Origin of the sequence: Streptomyces sp. NPDC091279, from assembly GCF_044757465.1 — a bacterium.
GTDB lineage: Bacteria > Actinomycetota > Actinomycetes > Streptomycetales > Streptomycetaceae > Streptomyces.
In genome coordinates this window covers 346,808-364,396 of the sequence record NZ_JBIVVA010000003.1, presented here as the reverse complement: position 1 = coordinate 364,396, position 17,589 = coordinate 346,808, and the positions used below count along the sequence as shown (strand labels likewise).

The 17,589-nt window shown below is 70.7% G+C and carries 14 protein-coding genes, 1 pseudogene and 3 CRISPR repeat arrays; of the genes and pseudogenes, 7 read left to right on the top strand and 8 right to left on the bottom strand.

All coding sequences use genetic code 11. The features are described from left to right. The first annotated feature begins 137 nt into the window (after positions 1–137). The 4 genes and pseudogenes from ACIQOU_RS08570 (at position 138) to ACIQOU_RS08555 (ending at position 3,178) form a co-directional block, all read left to right on the top strand. Positions 138–1,037 (top strand): alpha/beta hydrolase, encoded by a 900-nt coding sequence (locus ACIQOU_RS08570; protein WP_401535187.1) that lies wholly within the window; start codon positions 138–140, stop codon positions 1,035–1,037. A 48-nt stretch (positions 1,038–1,085) separates the two neighbouring features. Beyond that, a pseudogene (locus ACIQOU_RS08565) lies at positions 1,086–1,211 on the top strand (LuxR C-terminal-related transcriptional regulator); the annotation flags it as partial. Between the two features lie 70 nt (positions 1,212–1,281). Beyond that, a complete protein-coding gene (locus ACIQOU_RS08560) occupies positions 1,282–2,487 on the top strand; it encodes a cytochrome P450 (protein ID WP_401535184.1) in 1,206 nt (401 codons plus the stop codon). An 88-nt stretch (positions 2,488–2,575) separates the two neighbouring features. Continuing rightward, on the top strand, positions 2,576–3,178 hold the full coding sequence (locus ACIQOU_RS08555; RefSeq protein ID WP_401535182.1) for a Uma2 family endonuclease: 603 nt from the start codon (positions 2,576–2,578) through the stop codon (positions 3,176–3,178). 18 nt (positions 3,179–3,196) lie between these two features. Here the strand turns inward: ACIQOU_RS08555 and ACIQOU_RS08550 are convergent, their stop codons facing one another. Continuing rightward, positions 3,197–4,798 carry an ABC transporter permease gene (locus ACIQOU_RS08550; protein WP_401535180.1) on the bottom strand — a complete coding sequence of 534 codons (1,602 nt, stop codon included), beginning with the start codon at positions 4,796–4,798 and terminating at the stop codon, positions 3,197–3,199. Continuing rightward, positions 4,795–5,802: an ATP-binding cassette domain-containing protein gene (locus ACIQOU_RS08545; protein ID WP_401535178.1), complete on the bottom strand. Its 1,008-nt coding sequence runs from the start codon at positions 5,800–5,802 to the stop codon at positions 4,795–4,797. The genes ACIQOU_RS08550 and ACIQOU_RS08545 overlap by 4 nt, the downstream gene beginning before the upstream one ends. A gap of 73 nt (positions 5,803–5,875) precedes the next feature. On the opposite strand from ACIQOU_RS08545, the gene ACIQOU_RS08540 reads away from it, so the two are divergent. Then, positions 5,876–6,430, top strand: a complete 555-nt coding sequence (locus ACIQOU_RS08540) for a GbsR/MarR family transcriptional regulator (protein ID WP_401535176.1) — start codon at positions 5,876–5,878, stop codon at positions 6,428–6,430. Positions 6,431–6,835: 405 nt separating this feature from the next. On the opposite strand, the gene ACIQOU_RS08535 is transcribed toward ACIQOU_RS08540, so the two are convergent. Together ACIQOU_RS08535 and ACIQOU_RS08530 are read right to left on the bottom strand one after the other, a co-directional pair. Then, the gene (locus tag ACIQOU_RS08535) at positions 6,836–8,365 is read right to left on the bottom strand and encodes an APC family permease (protein ID WP_401535173.1); all 1,530 of its coding nucleotides are present in this window, start codon (positions 8,363–8,365) and stop codon (positions 6,836–6,838) included. A 153-nt stretch (positions 8,366–8,518) separates the two neighbouring features. Continuing rightward, complete coding sequence (locus tag ACIQOU_RS08530) at positions 8,519–9,382, bottom strand: diacylglycerol kinase (protein WP_401535171.1); 864 nt, start codon at positions 9,380–9,382, stop codon at positions 8,519–8,521. A 195-nt stretch (positions 9,383–9,577) separates the two neighbouring features. Here ACIQOU_RS08530 and ACIQOU_RS08525 point away from each other — a divergent pair, with 195 nt between their 5' ends. Both ACIQOU_RS08525 and ACIQOU_RS08520 read left to right on the top strand, forming a co-directional pair. After that, on the top strand, positions 9,578–10,861 hold the full coding sequence (locus ACIQOU_RS08525; RefSeq protein ID WP_401535169.1) for an adenylosuccinate synthase: 1,284 nt from the start codon (positions 9,578–9,580) through the stop codon (positions 10,859–10,861). A gap of 249 nt (positions 10,862–11,110) precedes the next feature. Further along, a CRISPR array of direct repeats spans positions 11,111–11,566; the repeat unit is 29 nt; unit sequence GGGACCAACCCCGCGTGCGCGGGGATCAC. A 512-nt stretch (positions 11,567–12,078) separates the two neighbouring features. After that, entirely contained in the window at positions 12,079–12,468 is a 390-nt protein-coding gene (locus ACIQOU_RS08520) for a hypothetical protein (RefSeq protein ID WP_401535168.1), read from the top strand. Positions 12,469–12,731: 263 nt separating this feature from the next. After that, a CRISPR array of direct repeats spans positions 12,732–13,324; the repeat unit is 29 nt; unit sequence GGGACCAACCCCGCGTGCGCGGGGACCAC. Positions 13,325–13,499: 175 nt separating this feature from the next. Here ACIQOU_RS08520 and ACIQOU_RS08515 read toward each other — a convergent pair. From ACIQOU_RS08515 to ACIQOU_RS08500, 4 genes are all read right to left on the bottom strand, one after another. Further along, positions 13,500–14,279 carry a hypothetical protein gene (locus ACIQOU_RS08515; RefSeq protein ID WP_401535166.1) on the bottom strand — a complete coding sequence of 260 codons (780 nt, stop codon included), beginning with the start codon at positions 14,277–14,279 and terminating at the stop codon, positions 13,500–13,502. Beyond that, on the bottom strand, positions 14,276–14,899 hold the full coding sequence (locus ACIQOU_RS08510; RefSeq protein ID WP_401535164.1) for a DUF6879 family protein: 624 nt from the start codon (positions 14,897–14,899) through the stop codon (positions 14,276–14,278). The genes ACIQOU_RS08515 and ACIQOU_RS08510 overlap by 4 nt, the downstream gene beginning before the upstream one ends. Then, complete coding sequence (locus tag ACIQOU_RS08505) at positions 14,892–15,161, bottom strand: hypothetical protein (RefSeq protein ID WP_401535162.1); 270 nt, start codon at positions 15,159–15,161, stop codon at positions 14,892–14,894. Before ACIQOU_RS08505 ends, ACIQOU_RS08510 begins: the two co-directional genes overlap by 8 nt. A 954-nt stretch (positions 15,162–16,115) precedes the next feature. Next, a CRISPR array of direct repeats spans positions 16,116–16,931; the repeat unit is 25 nt; unit sequence CCAACCCCGCGTGCGCGGGGACCAC. Between the two features lie 192 nt (positions 16,932–17,123). Beyond that, positions 17,124–17,561 (bottom strand): DUF397 domain-containing protein, encoded by a 438-nt coding sequence (locus tag ACIQOU_RS08500; RefSeq protein ID WP_401535160.1) that lies wholly within the window; start codon positions 17,559–17,561, stop codon positions 17,124–17,126. Positions 17,562–17,589: the final 28 nt, after the last annotated feature.

The following is a 17,589-nucleotide window of genomic DNA, read 5'->3' as shown; positions in this document are numbered from 1 at the left end:
CCCGGAGAGAACCGTTTATCCCTCACCGAGCGTGACATCCGCGTGTCGGCGCACGTCATGGGCCTGATACGGTCCCCGCCAACGATCGATTTCTCACCTGGTCCGTCAAACCCGTTTCATAGCTGAGAGGTTGGAGCATGCCGGACGACGCCGCAGCATCCCGCGCCGCCGCCGAAGAAGAGTCTGCCTTCTCGCATCCGGCGGTCGACGCCGACGTCACCGTCGCTTACGGCGACCACCCGGACCAGGTGATCGACCTCTACGCCCCGCACGGCGAGCACGTCCCCGGCATGCCCGTGCCGCTGGTCGTCGTCCTGCACGGCGGAGCCTGGCGCGCCCCCTACGACCGCCGCCATCTCTCGCCGTTCGCGGACTACTTGGCGCGCCGCGGCTTCGCGGTGGCGAACGTCGAGTACCGGCGCGGGGCGCTGCTCCCCGGGCAGACGGGCGACGCCGACGGCGACGCCGGGCCGGTCGCCGGACGCTGGCCGGACACCTTCGACGACGTCGCCGCCGCCCTCGACGCGCTGCCGGAGCTGGTGCGCGAGGCGCTGCCCGGGGCCGACGCCCGGCGCATGGTGATCACCGGGCACTCGGCCGGCGGCCACCTCGCCCTGTGGGCGGCGGCCCGCCATGTGCTGCCCGCCGGCTCGGCCTGGCGCACCCCCGCTCCGGTACCGCTGCGGGGCGTGGTCGCGCTGGCCCCGATCGCGGACTTCACGGTCGCCGAGAAGCTCGACGTCTGCGGCGGCGCCGCGCGCCAACTCCTGGGCGGGCAAGAGAAGTTCGAGGAACGACGGCCGTACGCCGACCCCGCGTTGCTGCTCCCGACCGGGATCGCGACGACCCTGGTGCAGGGCCGGTCGGACATCGAGGTCCCGCAGCAGGTCGCCGAGTCCTACGCGGACGCGGCGGCGAAGGCGGGCGAGGTCGTGGGACTGACCTTGCTGGAGGACGTCGGCCACTTCCCGCTCATCGACCCGGCGGCGGACGCGTGCGCGGTGGTCGCGGAGGAGATCGCCCAACTGGCTTGGTGAGGGGGCGGGGCGGGGGTGGCTGGGGCTCCCGGAGGGCCGAGGGGCGCCCGCCTCGTCGTCGCCGAGTCCACGATCAAGACCCATGTGAGCAGGGTGCTGGTGAAGCTGGGGCTCAGGGACCGGACGCAGGCGGCGGTGTTCGCCTACGAGGCACGGTTGGTCACCCCCGGGTGAGCGGGGTGTGGGGCGCCCGGCGGTACGACACCCCTGGTCAGACCGGGGGGTGCCGGGCTAGCGTCCGGGCATGGGAGCCTTCGATCCGTGGGACCCGGCGTTCGTCGCCGACCCGTACCCCGCCTATGCCGAGCTGCGCGCCCGAGGCCGGGTGGAGTACTACGAGCCGAGTGACCAGTGGCTGGTCCCGCACCACGCGGACGTCTCGGCGCTGCTGCGGGACCGGCGGCTGGGGCGGACGTACCAGCACCGCTATACGTACGAGGAGTTCGGGCGGACGGCGCCACCGGCGGAGCACGAGCCGTTCCATGTGCTCAACGACCACGGGATGCTCGACCTGGAGCCACCGGACCACACCCGGATACGGCGGCTGGTGTCGAAGGCGTTCACGCCCCGCACGGTGGAGCGGCTGCGACCGTATGTGCGGGAGCTGGCCGGGAAGCTGGTGGGCGACCTGGTCGAGGCGGGCGGCGGGGATCTGCTGACGGACGTGGCGGAGCCGTTGCCGGTCGCGGTGATCGCCGAGATGCTGGGGGTCCCGGAGGCGGACCGGGCGCCCCTGCGGCCCTGGTCGGCGGAGATCTGCGGGATGTACGAGCTGAACCCGCCGCAGGAGACGGCGCGGCGGGCGGTGCGGGCGTCGGTGGAGTTCTCGGAGTATCTGCGGGGGCTGATCGCCGAACGGCGCGAGAAACCCGGCGACGACCTGATCTCCGGGCTGATCGCGGCGTACGACGAGGGCGACCGGCTGACCGAGCAGGAGATGATCTCGACCTGCGTCCTGCTGCTGAACGCCGGCCACGAGGCCACGGTGAACGCGACGGTCAACGGCTGGTGGGCGCTGTTCCGCAACCCCGGCCAGCTGGCGGCGCTGCGGGCGGACCCCACGCTGGTGCCGGCGGCGGTGGAGGAGCTGATGCGGTACGACACCCCGTTGCAGATGTTCGAGCGCTGGGTCCTGGAGGACATCGAGATCGACGGCACGACGATCCCCCGGGGCGCGGAGGTCGCCCTCCTCTTCGGCTCCGCCAACCACGACCCGGCGGTCTTCGCGGCCCCCGACCGGCTGGACCTGACCAGGAAGGAGAACCCGCACATCAGTTTCTCGGCCGGCATCCACTACTGCATCGGCGCCCCGCTGGCCCGCATCGAACTGGCCGCCTCCATGCGGGCCCTCCTGGAGCGGGCCCCGGCCCTGACCCTGGCGGCGGAGCCCAAGCAGAAGCAGAACTTCGTGATCAGGGGGTTGCAGGGGCTCGACGTGCGAGTGGGGTGATCACCCGTTCGGATGGTCGTACGACGATTCCAGTCCGATGGCCACCGGTGGTTCGGCACACTGGCCCCGACCTGAAAGGGGGTGCACCATGACGGTCATGACAGAGCGTATGCCGCAGACGTCCCAGATGTCGGTGGAGGAATTCGAGAGGATCGCCGAGTTCGCGGCTCAGGAGACCGACGACGCCGTCAGGTTCGAGTTCATCGACGGACGGATCGGGGTCAAGAAGGTGCCGGACGGGGACCACGACACGATTGTCGTGTGGCTGACGAGGCTCTGTATGCGCGTGCGGCCAGACCTCGACATCTACCAGGGGCGAGGGTTGCGCGTCGAGAAGTACCGGGACGGCAGGGCCCGCCCCGACGCCGTTCTCGTACCGGAGGAACACTTCGCCGGGCACGGCGAATGGGCGGAGCCGAGCGGTGTGCTCCTCGCGGTCGAGGTCACGTCGCACGACTCCGACACCGACCGGCGTGACCGGCACGAGAAGCCGGTCGCGTACGGGGCGGCGGGCATCCCGCTCTATCTGCTGATCGACCGTGACGCGGGCACGGTGAAGCTGTACAGCGACCCGGACGAGGGGGTCGGATACCGCGACAGCCGCACGGTGCCCTTCGGAGCCGAACTGCTGCTCCCCGACCCGGTGGGCATCCTCCTCGACACCGAGAGGCTCAAGCAGTACGTCGACTGACACCCGCCGTCGTCTCGCTCACACCCCCACATCCCGGCGTCGCATCCCCGCCAGTCCCGCCGCTGTCAGGAGGGTGGCGAGGGCGAGGAGGGTGAGGACCGGGGGCCAGTCCATCGGGGCGCCGGGGAGCTTGGGGAGGTGGGCGAAGGGGGAGAGGCCGAGGACCGCGCGGGGCGCGTTCAGGGCCGGGCCGACCCAGCCGATGAGCAGCACCGCGACCGCCACCGCCCAGGCCGCGGGGGCGAGGCGGGGCAGCAGCCCGTGGAGCAGGACCGTCAGCCCGGCGACGACCCAGATCGCGGGGAGCTGGACGAGACAGGCGGCCAGGACCGCCAGGGGCCGGTGCCCGTAGCCGACGGCGATGCCCAGCCCGGCGAGGAGCATCAGCAGCGCCGACCCGGCGCACGCGATCGTCAGATGACCGGCGGCCCAGCGCAGACGGCCGACCGGGGCGGCGAGCAGCGGTTCGGCCCGCCCGGACGTCTCCTCACCGTGCAGCCGCAGCACCGACGCGACGACGTAGAGGGCGGCGACCATGCCGAGCATGCCGGTCATCGAGGCGAGGAACGCGTCGGTCAGCCCGCTGCGGCCGCCCATGCGCCGGAAGATCGCGCGGGCGCCCGCGTTGTCACCGACGAGCCCGGCCACGCCGCCCGTGAGTCCGCCGTAGACGACGCCGGCCACGAAGAAGCCGAGCGACCAGCCGAGGACACCGCCGCGTTGGAGGCGCCAGGCCAGCGCGCCCGCCGTGCCGAGGCGTCCGGTGGCGGGCCCCGGCCGGGTGGGCAGGAAGCTCATGCCGACGTCCCTCCGCCCGGCCAACTCGTAGGCCAGGAAGGCCTGGAGGGCGATGGCGGCGGCGAACACCCCGAGCATCCACCAGCGTTCGTGGGCGAAGGGGCGCAGGTTCTCCAGCCAGCCGAGCGGGGAGAGCCAGGTCAGCACCGAGGAACCGTCGGCCCGCGCCGAGTCGCCCGCCGCCCGCAGCACGAACGCGGCACCGAGCACCGCCGCCGTCAGCCCCCGCACCACCCGTGCGCTCTCGGTCAGTTGGGCGACGATCGCCGCCATCGTCGCGAAGACCAGGCCGACGGCGCCGAGGCCGACGCCGAACGCGAGCGCGCCGACCGCACCCTGGGCGGCGAGGCCCGCCGTGACGAGGAGCGCGAGGGCCGCGTCGGCGACAACGGCCGCCAGCAGCGCGGCCGTCAGCGCCGCCCGGCGACCCACCGCGCCGGACGCGATCAGCTCCTGCCGACCGCTCTCCTCCTCGTCCCTGGTGTGCCGCACGACGACGACAAGGCTGGTCACGGCGGCGACGGCACCCGCGTAGACGCCGACCCGCCAGGCGGTCAGCGCGCCGGTCGAGGTGTCGAAGAGGGGGCCGATCAGGGAGCGGAACGAGGCGTTGACGGCGACCTGGTGGCGGAGGTCGGTGCGGGCGGCGGCGGTGCCGTAGAGCTGGTCCAGCGTGCTCGGCATGGAGAGGATCATCAACGTGTTCACCGCGACCCAGGCCGGGATCAGCAGCCGGTCGCGCCGCAGGGCGAAACGCAACAGGGTTGCGGTGCCGGTGAGTTGGCCGGAGCGGGCGGGTGCGGGAACGGCGAGGGCGGTCACCGGGCGCCCCTCTCGGCCGAGTTGGCGACGCCGGTGCCGACGGGGCCCGTGCCGACGGGGTCCGTGCCGACGGGGCCCGTGCCGGACTCGCCCGCGCCGGGCGCCCCACTCCCGTGGGCTCCCTCTTCCCGGTAGTGGCGCAGGAAGAGTTCCTCCAGGGTCGGCGGTGTCGTCGTCAGCGAGCGGACGCCGATGGTGGCCAACGACCTGAGAACGGCGTCGAGTTCACCCGTGTCCGCCTGGAACCGCACCCGGCCGCCCCGGACGTCGAGATCGTGGACGCCGGGAAGAGCGGCCAACTCCCCGGGTGGACCGGCAAGTTCGGCGGTGACGCTGGTGCGGGTGAGGTGCCGCAGTTCGGCGAGCGAGCCGCTCTCGACGGTACGGCCGGCCCGGATGATGCTGACCCGGTCGCACAGCGACTCGACCTCGCTGAGAATGTGCGACGACAGCAACACCGTTCGCCCGCGCGCGCGTTCGTCCTCCACGCAGCGCCGGAAGACCTCCTCCATCAGGGGGTCGAGGCCCGAGGTCGGCTCGTCGAGGATGAGCAGGTCGACGTCGGAGGCGAAGGCGGCGACCAGGGCGACCTTCTGCCGGTTGCCCTTGGAGTAGGTGCGGCCCTTCTTGGTGAGGTCGAGTTCGAAGGCGGCGACGAGTTCGGCGCGGCGACGGGCGTCGAGGCCACCGCGCAGGCGGCCGTAGAGGTCGATGACCTCGCCGCCGGAGAGGTTGCGCCAGAGGGTGACGTCGCCGGGGACGTAGGCGATCCGGCGGTGCAGGGCGACCGCGTCGTGCCACGGGTCGCCGCCCAGCACCCGCGCGGCGCCGGAGTCGGCGCGCAGCAGGCCGAGCAGGACGCGGAGGGTGGTGGACTTGCCGGCGCCGTTGGGGCCGAGGAAGCCGTGCACCTCGCCGGTGCGGACGTCCAGGTCGAGGCCGTCCAGGGCGTGGGTGGGGCCGAAGGACTTGTGCAGTCCGGAGACGGTGATGGCCTTCGTCATGGCTCAGAACGTACGCTTGATTCAGAAATTTGTGAAGTTAAGGAACCGTATGAAGCCTGGATAGGATGAGGGCATGAGCGAATCAGCCGAGACCCCACCTGGAGTCGCCGGGGCTACGGGGGCCACAGGGGCTACGGGTGCCGCCGGGGGTGGGCGGGACGCGGAGGCGGTCTCGAAGTTCGTCGAGTCGTTCGCGGCGCAGTTGGTGGAGGCCGGGATGCAGCGGATGCCGTCGCGGGTCTTCGCCGCGCTGCTCTCCTCCGACGAGGGCGCGCTGACCTCGGCCGAACTGGGGGAGCGGCTGCGGATCAGCCCCGCCGCCGTCTCCGGCGCGGTGCGCTACCTGGCCCAGACGCACATGGTGGCGCGGGAGCGGGAGCCCGGTTCGCGCCGGGAGCGGTACCGGGTGCGCGGCGACCAGTGGTACGAGGCCCTCACCAGCCGCGAGGCCCTCATCAAGCGGTGGGAGGGCGCCCTGCGCGAGGGCGTCACCAGCCTCGGCCCCGAGACCCCGGCGGGCCGGAGGATGGCGGAGACGCTGGCGTTCTTCGAGTTCGTGGAGGGCGAGATCGCCGAGATGATGGAACGGTGGCGGGTGCACAGGGAGCGGACGTTCGGAACCCCGTAGCCCTCCGGGGCCGTTCCCACCCGAAGCCCTCCGGGGCCGGCCCCTAGGGGATGCCCCGGCAGGGTCTGCCCCGGAAGGGCTTACCCCTCCGGGGCCGTTCCTGCTCGTAGCTCTCCGGAGCGGGCCCCTAGGGGATGCCCCGGAAGGGTCTGCCCCGGAAGGGCTTACCCCTCCGGGGCCGTTCCCCTGCTCGTAGCTCTCCGGAGCCGCCCCCTAGGGGATGCCCCGGAAGGGCCGCCGTTCCTGTTCGTAGCCCTCCGGAGCCGCCCCTAGGGGATGCCCCGGCAGGGTCTGCCCCGGAAGGGTTTACCCCTCCGGGTGTCGTCAGGGTGACCTGGGAGGTACCCCTCCGTGTGTACCTCCCAGGTCACCGAACCCCGCCCCCGGTTTCAGCGCCGGCGTGCCCTACCGCTCCCGTGTCTCCTCCAGCACCGTGCGCCCCAGCAGGGCGTAGCGCTCGGGGGCGCGGCGCTTGAGGTACTGGGCGTAGCCGATGCCGAGGGCGGCGATCGCGGCGACCAGCCAGGGGGTGGCCCGCAGGACCAGGGAGCCGGACTCCGGGCCCGCCGCCGCCCCCATGTTGGAGACGAGCAGCACGACCACGCCGAGCATCGCGACGCCGCCGGTCAGCGGGGCGACGAAGGTGCGGAACCAGTGGCGGCTCTCCGGGTGGTGGTTGCGGAAATAGGCCAGCACCGCGAACGAGCACACCGCCTGCACGATCAGGATCGCCATCGTGCCGAGGATGGCGAGCAGTACGTAGGTACCGCTGTACGGGTCCTTCCCGGCGGCCCAGAACGCGAGCAGCAGCACCGCGGAGACGGCCGTCTGGACCAGGCCCGCGATGTGCGGGGAGCCGTGCCGGTCGTGGGTGCGGCCGACCGTGCGGCGCAGCGACGGCAGCACGCCCTCGCGGCCCAGCGCGTACATGTAACGGGCGGCGCAGTTGTGGAAGGCCATGCCGCAGGCGAGCGAGCCGGTGATCATCAGCCACTGCATGACGACGACCGCCCAGTGGCCGACGTAGTGCTCGGTGGGGTTGAAGAAGAGCGCGAGGGGGTTCGCGGACGAGGCCGCCTTCACGGCCTCCGCCTCGCCGTTGCCCGTAATGGCCATCCAGGAGACGAACACGTAGAAGACCCCGACGCCCAGGACGCTGATCAGGGTCGCCTTGGGGATGATCTTCTTGGGGTCGCGGGACTCCTCGCCGTACATCGCCGTCGACTCGAAGCCGACCCAGGACCAGAACGCGAAGAACAGGCCGAGGCCCGCGCTGGTGCCCTTGAAGGCGTTGACCGGGTTGACGGGGGCGAAGGTGAAGCCGTGCGGGCCGCCGCCGTGCGCGGCGACGGAGATGGCCATCGCCGCGAGCACGGTCACCTCGGTCGCGAGCAGCACGACCAGCAGTTTCTCGGCCACGCTCACGCCGAACCAGGTGCCGGTCGCGTTGATCGCCAGCATCAGGATCGCGAACGTCCACCACGGGATGTTCAACCCCGTCTGGTCCTTCAGGGTGGTGGTCGCGAACGTCGAGAAGATGCCGATCAACGCCGGTTCGAAGACGACGTACGCGAACGTCGCGAGGAGCCCGGAGGCGAGCCCCACCGTGCGGCCGAGGCCGTAGGAGATGAAGCCGTAGAAGGCGCCGGTGGACGTGATGTGCTTCGCCATCGAGGTGAACCCGACGGAAAAGATCGCCAGGACGACCATTGCGACGAGATAGCTCGCGGGCGCGCCGATGCCGTTGCCCGAGGAGACGATGAAGGGCACGTTGCCGGTCATCGCGGTGATCGGGGCGGCGGTGGCGACGGCCATGAAGACCACGCCGAGCAGGCCGATGGCGTTGGGCTTCAGCCGGTGGACGACCCCGTCGCCCCCGGTCTCGCCACTCTCGCCCGACTTCGCCGCCGGGGCGACTCCCTCATCCAGTGCCATCGGGGTGGTCCCTCTCGTGCCGGTTCGCTCGCGTACTGAACCGGGACTCTGTCGTCCGAATGAGTCGGGAGAGGCGTTCGCAACGTTAAATATGTGTCACCAGACCTTTAGGAACCCTGTCCGCCCCCACCCCCTACCGCCCCAGCCCCCTTCTCAGGAACCCTTTCTCTGCGAGGTTCCGCCTGCCGGGACGGTCAGCCCCCACGCCCCCTCCCACACCGTCCAGGTACGGGTGCGCACCGGGCCCGAGACCGTCGCGTCGGCCCGGTAGCGGAAGTCGGTGCCGGAGACGGAGACCGTACGACCCGTCGTACGCAAGGGGGACGCCGCCGCACCCACCGACGCCGGGTGGACCTCGATGTCGGCCCGACCCGTACGACCCGGAGTCACTCTCAGGGTCTCCACCGGCTGGTCGAGCCCGATGAGGGTCACGCCGTCGACCTCCACCCGCAGCCGGGCGGGACCGGCGACGGCCGGGGGTCTGGGCCGGGACGGCGTCAGGGTCCGCACCAGGGTCTGGCAGGTGCGCAGCCAGGGCCGGGCGACGCCGTCGAGCGCGTTCTCGTCCGTGTCCTCCGGTTCCTCCGGCTCCAACGGTGGTATCCGCAGCGCGCCCAGAACGACGCCGTCGCTGTCGTCGACGAGCAGGTCCAGGCGCCGTTCGACGCCGTCGAGGACCGCCCGGGCCGCCGCCACCGTGCCCGTCGGCACGCCCAGTGAGCCGGACACCGACAACAGGGCGCCCACCGGGACGACGGACAGTACACATTGAGCCAGTTCGCGCTGCCGGTGCAGCAGGGACACCGTGCGGGCCAGAGCCCGGTCGTCGCCGATCACGACGGGTCGCCGGGAGCCGCGCCGGGCCAGCGCCCGAGCGAATTCCTCGGGGTCGTCAGGGAGGCACACTTTTGTGGTCGCACCCGCGCTGAGCACGTCTTTCGCGATCCGTACGGACTCGCCGTCGGTCCTCCGGGCGACCGGGTCGATGACCACCAGCAGCTGGTCGGAAGTCGCCACCTCGGTCCTGCCTCGCTTCCTCGGGTAGCATCTTTGTGCAAGAGCCCCTTGCGCTATTGCGCCAGGGGCTTCGTCTATTCCGGGGCATCCGGTCCGAAGGTGTGCGGCCAACGACGGCCGCGGTGCACGCGGTGGCAGATCCTCCGCGTACGCCCCTGACCTTGGACATGCCCCGCCCGGAAGGGGTGTACGCGCGTGCCCGCACTTGTGCTGCTCGGTGCTCAGTGGGGTGACGAAGGCAAGGGGAAGGCGACGGACCTGCTCGGCGGCTCCGTCGACTATGTGGTCCGTTACCAGGGCGGTAACAACGCCGGCCACACGGTGGTGGTGGGCGATCAGAAGTACGCCCTGCACCTGCTCCCCTCCGGAATCCTCTCGCCCGGTTGTACTCCTGTCATCGGCAACGGCGTCGTCGTCGACCCGTCGGTCCTGCTCTCCGAGCTGAGCGGTCTGAACGAGCGCGGCGTCGACACGTCCAAGCTCCTGCTCAGCGGCAACGCCCACATCATCACGCCGTACAACGTCACGGTCGACAAGGTGACCGAGCGCTTCCTCGGCAAGCGGAAGATCGGCACGACCGGGCGCGGCATCGGACCGACCTACGCGGACAAGATCAACCGCGTGGGCATCCGGGTGCAGGACCTCTACGACGAGTCGATCCTGACGCAGAAGGTCGAAGCGGCCCTGGACGTCAAGAACCAGGTCCTCACCAAGTTGTACAACCGGCGGGCGATCGCCGTGGACCAGGTCGTCGAGGAGCTGCTCGGCTACGCCGACAAGCTCGCGCCGTTCGTCTCGGACACGGTCCTGGTGCTGAACCAGGCGCTGGAGGACGACAAGGTCGTGCTGTTCGAGGGCGGCCAGGGCACGCTGCTCGACATCGACCACGGCACGTACCCCTTCGTCACGTCGTCGAACCCCACCGCGGGCGGCGCGTGCACGGGCGCCGGCGTGGGCCCGACGAAGATCAGCCGGGTCATCGGCATCCTCAAGGCGTACACGACGCGCGTCGGCGCGGGACCGTTCCCGACGGAACTGTTCGACGCGGACGGCGAGGCGCTGCGGCGGATCGGCGGCGAACGGGGTGTCACGACCGGACGTGACCGGCGGTGCGGCTGGTTCGACGCGGTCATCGCCCGCTACGCGACCCGGGTCAACGGCCTGACCGACTTCTTCCTCACCAAGCTCGACGTCCTCACCGGCTGGGAGGAGATCCCGGTCTGCGTGGCGTACGAGATCGACGGCAAGCGCGTCGAGGAACTCCCGTACTCCCAGAGCGACTTCCACCACGCGAAGCCGATCTACGAGAACCTCCCGGGCTGGAGCGAGGACATCACGAAGGCCAAGACCTTCGCCGACCTCCCCAAGAACGCCCAGGCCTACGTGAAGGCCCTTGAGGACATGTCCGGCGCCCCGATCTCCGCGATCGGCGTGGGCCCGGGCCGCACGGAGACGATCGAAATCAACTCGTTCCTGTAGGGGGCGGGTTGGCGGAGCGCGGGACGAACGCCGTTCCACGGAACGCCAGTTGAAGATCATGTTGCACTGAGGCCGCTGGGGCCACCGAGGGCCGGGCAAGGACGAACACGAACATCCTTGCCCGGCCCTCGGAGTGAGGCGCAGTTGACACCCTGCGGCTCCTGAACGTGCCGAGCGGCATCGCCCGTTGAGTTCCGTCCGCCCTCCAACTCGCCCACTCCCTGGACCGGTTGACGCCGGTCGGCGTACGAGTCCAACCCCGCGCGCGCGGGGATCACCCGGGGAACGGCCGTCCCTCGGCAATCGCCTGGGGACCAACCCCGCGTGCGCGGGGATCACTCAACGGTTGCGTCCGGCACGGTCGCACACCAGGGACCAACCCCGCGTGCGCGGGGATCACTCGCTCACCTCCCCTTCGGGCACGTCGACCTCGGGACCAACCCCGCGTGCGCGGGGATCACGGCCCGCAGTTGCTCGAGTTCGTGGGTGCTGAGGGACCAACCCCGCGTGCGCGGGGATCACGCCCGGTGCAGTGCATAGGCGAGGAGTCCCGTGGGACCAACCCCGCGTGCGCGGGGATCACCGGTCTTGATCGCCGTCCAGGCGGCCGCCAGAGGGACCAACCCCGCGTGCGCGGGGATCACCCCTTGATCAGCTCGGTGACCTCGGCAGTGATGGGACCAACCCCGCGTGCGCGGGGATCACAGGCGCTGACCTTGGGGTCTATCCGGGCAGGGGCCTGTTTTTGCTTACTTCCTTAAATTCCGACATAAAGGACCTTGCTTCCTTCGAGGTCTCAGCACGCCGGCACACATCGTCGTCGTACGACTATGTGGCCAGACCTACCCCTCTGTGTCGTAGTAATGAACCACCACGGCGCGCCGGTCATCTCCATTCTCCCCCGGTCGACCGCCGGATGAGGCGTAGTAGAAGAAGAGCCCGCAGAAACGGGGGCCTAGAAGCGGGGCCCCGGAGCCTTGGCGCGATTGCGGCAGGAACATGCCCTGGACCTCGTCGGAGATGGTGAGTTGCGTGCCGTCAGTCTGAAGTGAGGCGAGGCAGGGGGGAGACCTCGACCCGTTGCCGCCGCTGTCAGATGCGTTTCGGGTGGTGAACGTCGATGAGCGTCGACGGCGCTGGTTCGCCGCCGACGGCCGCTACCCTTGCCGACCTCAACTCCCTATTCTCGACGTAAGACACTTGAGGAGTGAGTGCCCGTGGAGCCGATCGCCCCCGCCCTGCTGATGGCCCTCGCCGGAGGAACGCTGGGAGCGGCCGGCCAGCAGGCCTGGGCGTCCCTGTGGAGTCTTGTCCGGCGCCGCCCGACGGCCGGGGAGCCCTGCGGCGAGGACGAGTTGACGGCACTGGACTCGGCCCAGGATGAGGAGACCCGAGCCCGGGAACTTGCCGACGTGCTGGCCCTACGCGCCCGCCAAGACCCCGCTTTCGCAAGGGCGTTGAACGCATGGCACCGAGAGGCGGAAGCGGCACGCGCCAGCGCCGGAACCGGCTCGGGAGACGTCCACAACGAGATCTCCGGCGGCACGTTCCACGGCGTGGTGGTGCAGGGGCGGGATTTCAACGGGCCGTTGAACTTCGGAGGGTAGGGGACGGTTCCTGAACGGGTGTGCGTTGAGGGGCGGTTGGCTCGAACGCCGGGCGGGTGGCCTGGGGGGGGGTGACGTCTCGGTTCTGCTGAACGGGGCTAGGGGCGGCGCTGGTTGAGATGCTGGGAACGTCTAACCCGCGTGGCCCTTGGCCTGGTCGGTGCAGGTCGGCGGGGGAGGCGGCGGGTGTAGGGCTCCGGGGCTGTACTGGGGTGCGGGGAGTTGGGGCCACTGGGCGAGAGGGGTGCTGCTTGCTCTCCCGCTGGTGGGTTGCCCCGCGTGCGGGGACCACAACCTGTTCCTGTCCGCCATCGGCGTGAGCCTGGGACCAACCCCGCGTGCGCGGGGACCACCGTTCCTTGGCCTTCTCCGTCTTCGGACACCGGGGACCAACCCCGCGTGCGCGGGGACCACCGCGCCGCGGACGTACACCACGAGGTTGGCCCGGGACCAACCCCGCGTGCGCGGGGACCACGTGAAGACAGAACTCACCCGGCTGGAGGGCATGGGACCAACCCCGCGTGCGCGGGGACCACCGCATCGAGCAGGCGCCCGACGGCAGTGGCCTGACGATCGTGGAGCGGGGACCAACCCCGCGTGCGCGGGGACCACGGGCGTCAGGGACGATGCGTCGTCCTCACACTGGGACCAACCCCGCGTGCGCGGGGACCACGTCGAGATCATCGAGTGCACCGATCCTCTTAAGGGACCAACCCCGCGTGCGCGGGGACCACTGTCTGCGCCATGGCGACAAGCCGCCGTGCCCGGGACCAACCCCGCGTGCGCGGGGACCACCATTCTTTCGGGTGTTGTCCGGCGGTCCGGGAGGGACCAACCCCGCGTGCGCGGGGACCACAGGCGCTGACCTCGGGTTCTATCCGGGCAGGGGTCTGTTTTTGCTTACTTCCTCAAATTCCGACATAAAGGGCCTTGTTTCTTTCGAGGCCTCAGCGTATCCACCCCACCGTCGTTGCCGCACGGCCACGCGCTCCAGGGGTAAGTGGCCTCGCCGTAGTCGCCGTTCGCCTGGATCACCGCAGTACGCCAGACATTTCCAACCTCTCCCCGCTGGATGTCAGGTCGGGTAGGCGCAAGTGGGGGTGGCTGGCGGCCCGTTCGGCGGCGGTGCGTAGGGGGATCGGGCAGGTGCCCAGGGTGAGTCGGCGGGCGCTGTCCCGGACTGCGAGGCCGGACAGGCGGCTGCGGCTGGTGACGACGACGAGTGAACTCGCGCCGCCGGGCAGCAGCGGGCGGACCTGGGCCACGGTGGCCGCGTTGTCGAGGACGACCAGGGTCCGGCGGTCGGCGAGCAGCGAACGGTAGAGCGCCGAGGCGGCGTCGAGATCGCGCGGTACGGCGGACGCCGGGATGCCCAGGGAGGTCAGCAGGCGGTGCAGCGCCTCCTCGGCGGTGACCGGCCGACCCGGGTCGTACCCACGGAGATTGACGTACAACTGCCCGTCGGGGAAGCGGTCGCGGACCTGGTGGGCCCAGTGCAGGGCGAGTGAGGTCTTGCCGGCGCCGGCGGTTCCGGCGATCACGTACAAGGAGACGAGGAGCGGGTCGCCGTTGCCGTCCGTGAGGACCGCGTCGAGCTGGCCGAGTTCGTCGGTCCGGTTGACGAAACCCCTTACGTCGGCGGGTAGTTGGCGTGGTGTGAGGGCGCCGGGCGCGCTGTGGTCCGTTCCCGCCGGCCGCTCGTGGAAGTGGATGCCCCCGGTGATGTCCCTGGCTTGAACGACGTCGTGCGAGGTCGTCCCCGACAGTTCGGAGTGGGTGTTGCCCGGGTGCTTGTCGTCGGCGTCGGTCACGGGGTGGCCGGGGGTGGCAGGTGCGCGACCTCGCGCTCGAAGTAGGCCTGGATATCGTCCCCCTCAAGGGAGAGCCTTCTGATGTAGCTCTCCCAACTACCCACAAAATCAAGGTCGGTGTAACGGATCGCCCCCAACGAGGCGCCGGTGTCGGAATAGAGGACCTGGAACAGGGTCCGGCCACCGAGCACGACGAGTTCCGGCAGCCGACCGGCTCGCTCGGCCGGCGCGACCTGTCCGGCGTCGACGACGTGAACACGTTCTCCGTACTCCGCGCGCTGCCGTAGGGAGTGCAGTTCCCACTGCACATACGGGGTCAACGGCCGCTGCACGACCCGCACTCGATGGAAGCGGTACCCCTGGCGCGCGTCCTCCTCGGCACCGGCGCGCAGATCCTCCCGCCGGTCCTCCAGCAACCGCAACGCCGACTCCCAGTCACCCCGACGCAACGCGTCCCGGCTGGGGCTGCCCTGTTCCTCGAAGTGCTGAAGACGCTCCAACTTCCAGGAATCGACGTTGCGAAGCGCGGCACTCCGGGCCCGGAAGTCCTGTCGGTAGACGGCCCGGGTGAGCCGTTCTCCCTTTTCGGGGAGGAGAGTTGGGGGAAGCAGGTCACGCATCGGCGATGTCTCCCTTCGCCGCGCTGAGCATGTTGCCGGGGAGGACGACCAGCCGCTCGTCCGGGGCGAGACGCACGCCGTCGGGAAGGCGGGAGCGGTAGGCGTCGGTGAGATCCCGGCCGATGACGGCGATGTCGCCGTTGTCCAGCTGCCAGATGTCCGGACAGTCGTCCCGACCGTCCGAATTCCCCAACTCCGCCGCCGACTTCCCCAACCGTCGCTCGAACGACGCGGACGGGTCGGCTTCCCACGCACGGTTCATCTCCGCCTCCGATCGACGCGGCGCGGCGACCGCGCACGACGGTCACTGATTGTATCGACGCCGATACGGGAGCGAGGTGCACTTTGAGCCACCGTCGGATGCGTTCTGGTCGCGCCTGGCGAGGAGGGAGTCGACACCGGTGTGCCGACGGCCACGGCTGTGGCCGACATCAAACTCCCTGCCCTCGACGTACGGACACATGGGAGGTGGGTGCCTGTGGCCCCGATCGCCCCTCCGCTGTTGATGGCCTCGCCGGAGGACGTCGGGCGCGGGGCCGGCTAGCAGGTCTCGGGGTCCCTGCGGAGCCTGGTCCGGTGCGACCTGACGGCTGGGAGGCTTGCCACGAGGGCGACTTGGCAGCATGGGACGCGTCCCGCGCTGAGGAGACGCGGTCTCGGGAGCTTGCCGGGGTACTGGCTTTGTGTGCCGGTCAAGGCTCGGTGTTTACAAGGGTGTTGGGGGCACGGGCGCCGGGAGGGGGGAGGCGGTGCGTGCCGATGCCGGGACAGGGGCGGGGCGTGCACAACGAGGTCTCCGGCGGTGGCTTCCACGGTGCGGTGGTGCGGGCGCGGGGCGTGAACGGGGCGATGGTCTTCGGGAGTTAATCGACGGGCGGCTAGTGGGTGGGCGTTGTTGGGTAGTTGGCGAGGATGTCGGTCATGGGGCCGGGGGAGGAGTTGGTGGTTTGGGGTTGCTGAAAGGGGTTGGCGGCAGCGGCCGTTGAGAACCCTGCTAGTTCCAAGTCGCGTGGCTTCAGATCTGGTTGACGCCGATCTGCGTGGTGGGCGGCGGGCGTGCGACGCCGGTGTACGCGGGCGGGCGGGGTGTTGCCGGGAGCTTGCTTCCGGGAGGGGGCCGGGAGGTCTGCCGGGGTGGCTTGGTTCGGGGAGTTGGGCCAACCTCCTGCGCGGGGACCAGGTGCTGTACCCGGCCCCCGCTGCATTGCCCGAGGGGCCAAACCCGCATGCGCGGGGTCACGCGGCGTCCGGTGCCGGACACGCCGGTGACGGGGCCACCCTCGCGTGCGCGGGGACCACAATGCGCGACCGCTCAACGAGGTCGGGCCTCTGGGACCAACCCCGCGTCCGCGGGGACCACGACGCCGGCCGCCCCGCCTGCTGTTGCATGTGGGGACCAACCCCGCGTGCGCGGGGACCACTCACCTCACAGTGTGTCGCCGTCGCCCGCCAGGGGGCCAACCCCGCGTGCGCGGGGACCACCCAGACACGGTCAGGGGCTCCGCACCGGTCGAGGGGCCAACCCCGCGTGCGCGGGGACCACCGGCCCGCCGACTACTCCGGCCCGATCGTGCGGGGGCCAACCCCGCGTGCGCGGGGACCACACCGTGTTCGCGCCGATCAGGCGGTACGCCAGGGGGCCAACCCCGCGTGCGCGGGGACCACGACCACCACGTCGGCGGTGTAGCGGCTGGTGGGGGGCCAACCCCGCGTGCGCGGGGACCACGCCGCGAACATGTTGCCGAAGATCCGGCCCACGGGACCAACCCCGCGTGCGCGGGGACCACTGTCAACGCCTTCGCCTCCTTCGGGATTTCTGGGGGACCAACCCCGCGTGCGCGGGGACCACTTCTGGTGGCGCCACCGGTAGCAGGTGCGGGGGGGACCAACCCCGCGTGCGCGGGGACCACAGGCAGAAGGACGGGTCCGCGGCAACCGCGTCGGGACCAACCCCGCGTGCGCGGGGACCACACGAGGACCGACCTTCCAGACCAGGCCCCACGGGGACCAACCCCGCGTGCGCGGGGACCACAGGCGCTGACCTTGGGTTCTATCCGGGCAGGGGTCTGTTTTTGCTTACTTCCTCAAATTCCGACATAAAGGGCCTTGCTTCCTCCGGGGTCTCAGCGTACCCACCCCCACAGTCGTCGCCGCACGACCACGTGCCCCAGACGCAAGCCGCCGTGCCGAGTCGCCGTTCGCTTGAGTGACCGCAGCACGCCGGTCAAGCCCTCCTCACCCAACGGCCGCTGGCCGAGGCGCAGTAGAAGGTGATCTTCAGGACCGGGACCTCAGCTCGACCTGGCAGGAACGTGGCCCAAGCCGAGCCGGAGATGGTGAGTTGGGGGACATCGGTCCGCTTGGAGTCGTGGACGCGTACTGAGGTGGAGCAGGAGGCAACGCCGACGCACTCGTCGCCGCTGCCCTCGCTGTAGGGCGACTTGTGCCAGGTGCAGGCGGCTGCGATGCAGTTGCCGTCGCTGTTGTTAGGGAGACGGGTGCCGCTTTGAGTCGCCGTCGGAGGCGTCTCGGTTGTGGTGAACGTTGACGAGGGCGCCGGTGGTGGTGTGGCGGCTGTCGTTACCGTGCCCGACTCCAACTCCCTGATCTGCGTACGACGCTTGAGGATGTGAGCGCCTGTGTGGGGTCGATCGCCCTGCACTGTTGATGGCCCTCGCGGGAAGAACTCT

Bases quoted from the DNA above. Each gene is read 5' to 3' on its own strand.
- ACIQOU_RS08570 (WP_401535187.1), top strand. From the start codon at position 138: ATGCCGGACGACGCCGCAGCATCCCGCGCCGCCGCCGAAGAAGAGTCT.
- ACIQOU_RS08560 (WP_401535184.1), top strand. From the start codon at position 1,282: ATGGGAGCCTTCGATCCGTGGGACCCGGCGTTCGTCGCCGACCCGTAC.
- ACIQOU_RS08555 (WP_401535182.1), top strand. From the start codon at position 2,576: ATGACGGTCATGACAGAGCGTATGCCGCAGACGTCCCAGATGTCGGTG.
- ACIQOU_RS08545 (WP_401535178.1), bottom strand. From the start codon at position 5,802: ATGACGAAGGCCATCACCGTCTCCGGACTGCACAAGTCCTTCGGCCCC.
- ACIQOU_RS08540 (WP_401535176.1), top strand. From the start codon at position 5,876: ATGAGCGAATCAGCCGAGACCCCACCTGGAGTCGCCGGGGCTACGGGG.
- ACIQOU_RS08535 (WP_401535173.1), bottom strand. From the start codon at position 8,365: ATGGCACTGGATGAGGGAGTCGCCCCGGCGGCGAAGTCGGGCGAGAGT.
- ACIQOU_RS08510 (WP_401535164.1), bottom strand. From the start codon at position 14,899: ATGCGTGACCTGCTTCCCCCAACTCTCCTCCCCGAAAAGGGAGAACGG.
- ACIQOU_RS08505 (WP_401535162.1), bottom strand. From the start codon at position 15,161: ATGAACCGTGCGTGGGAAGCCGACCCGTCCGCGTCGTTCGAGCGACGG.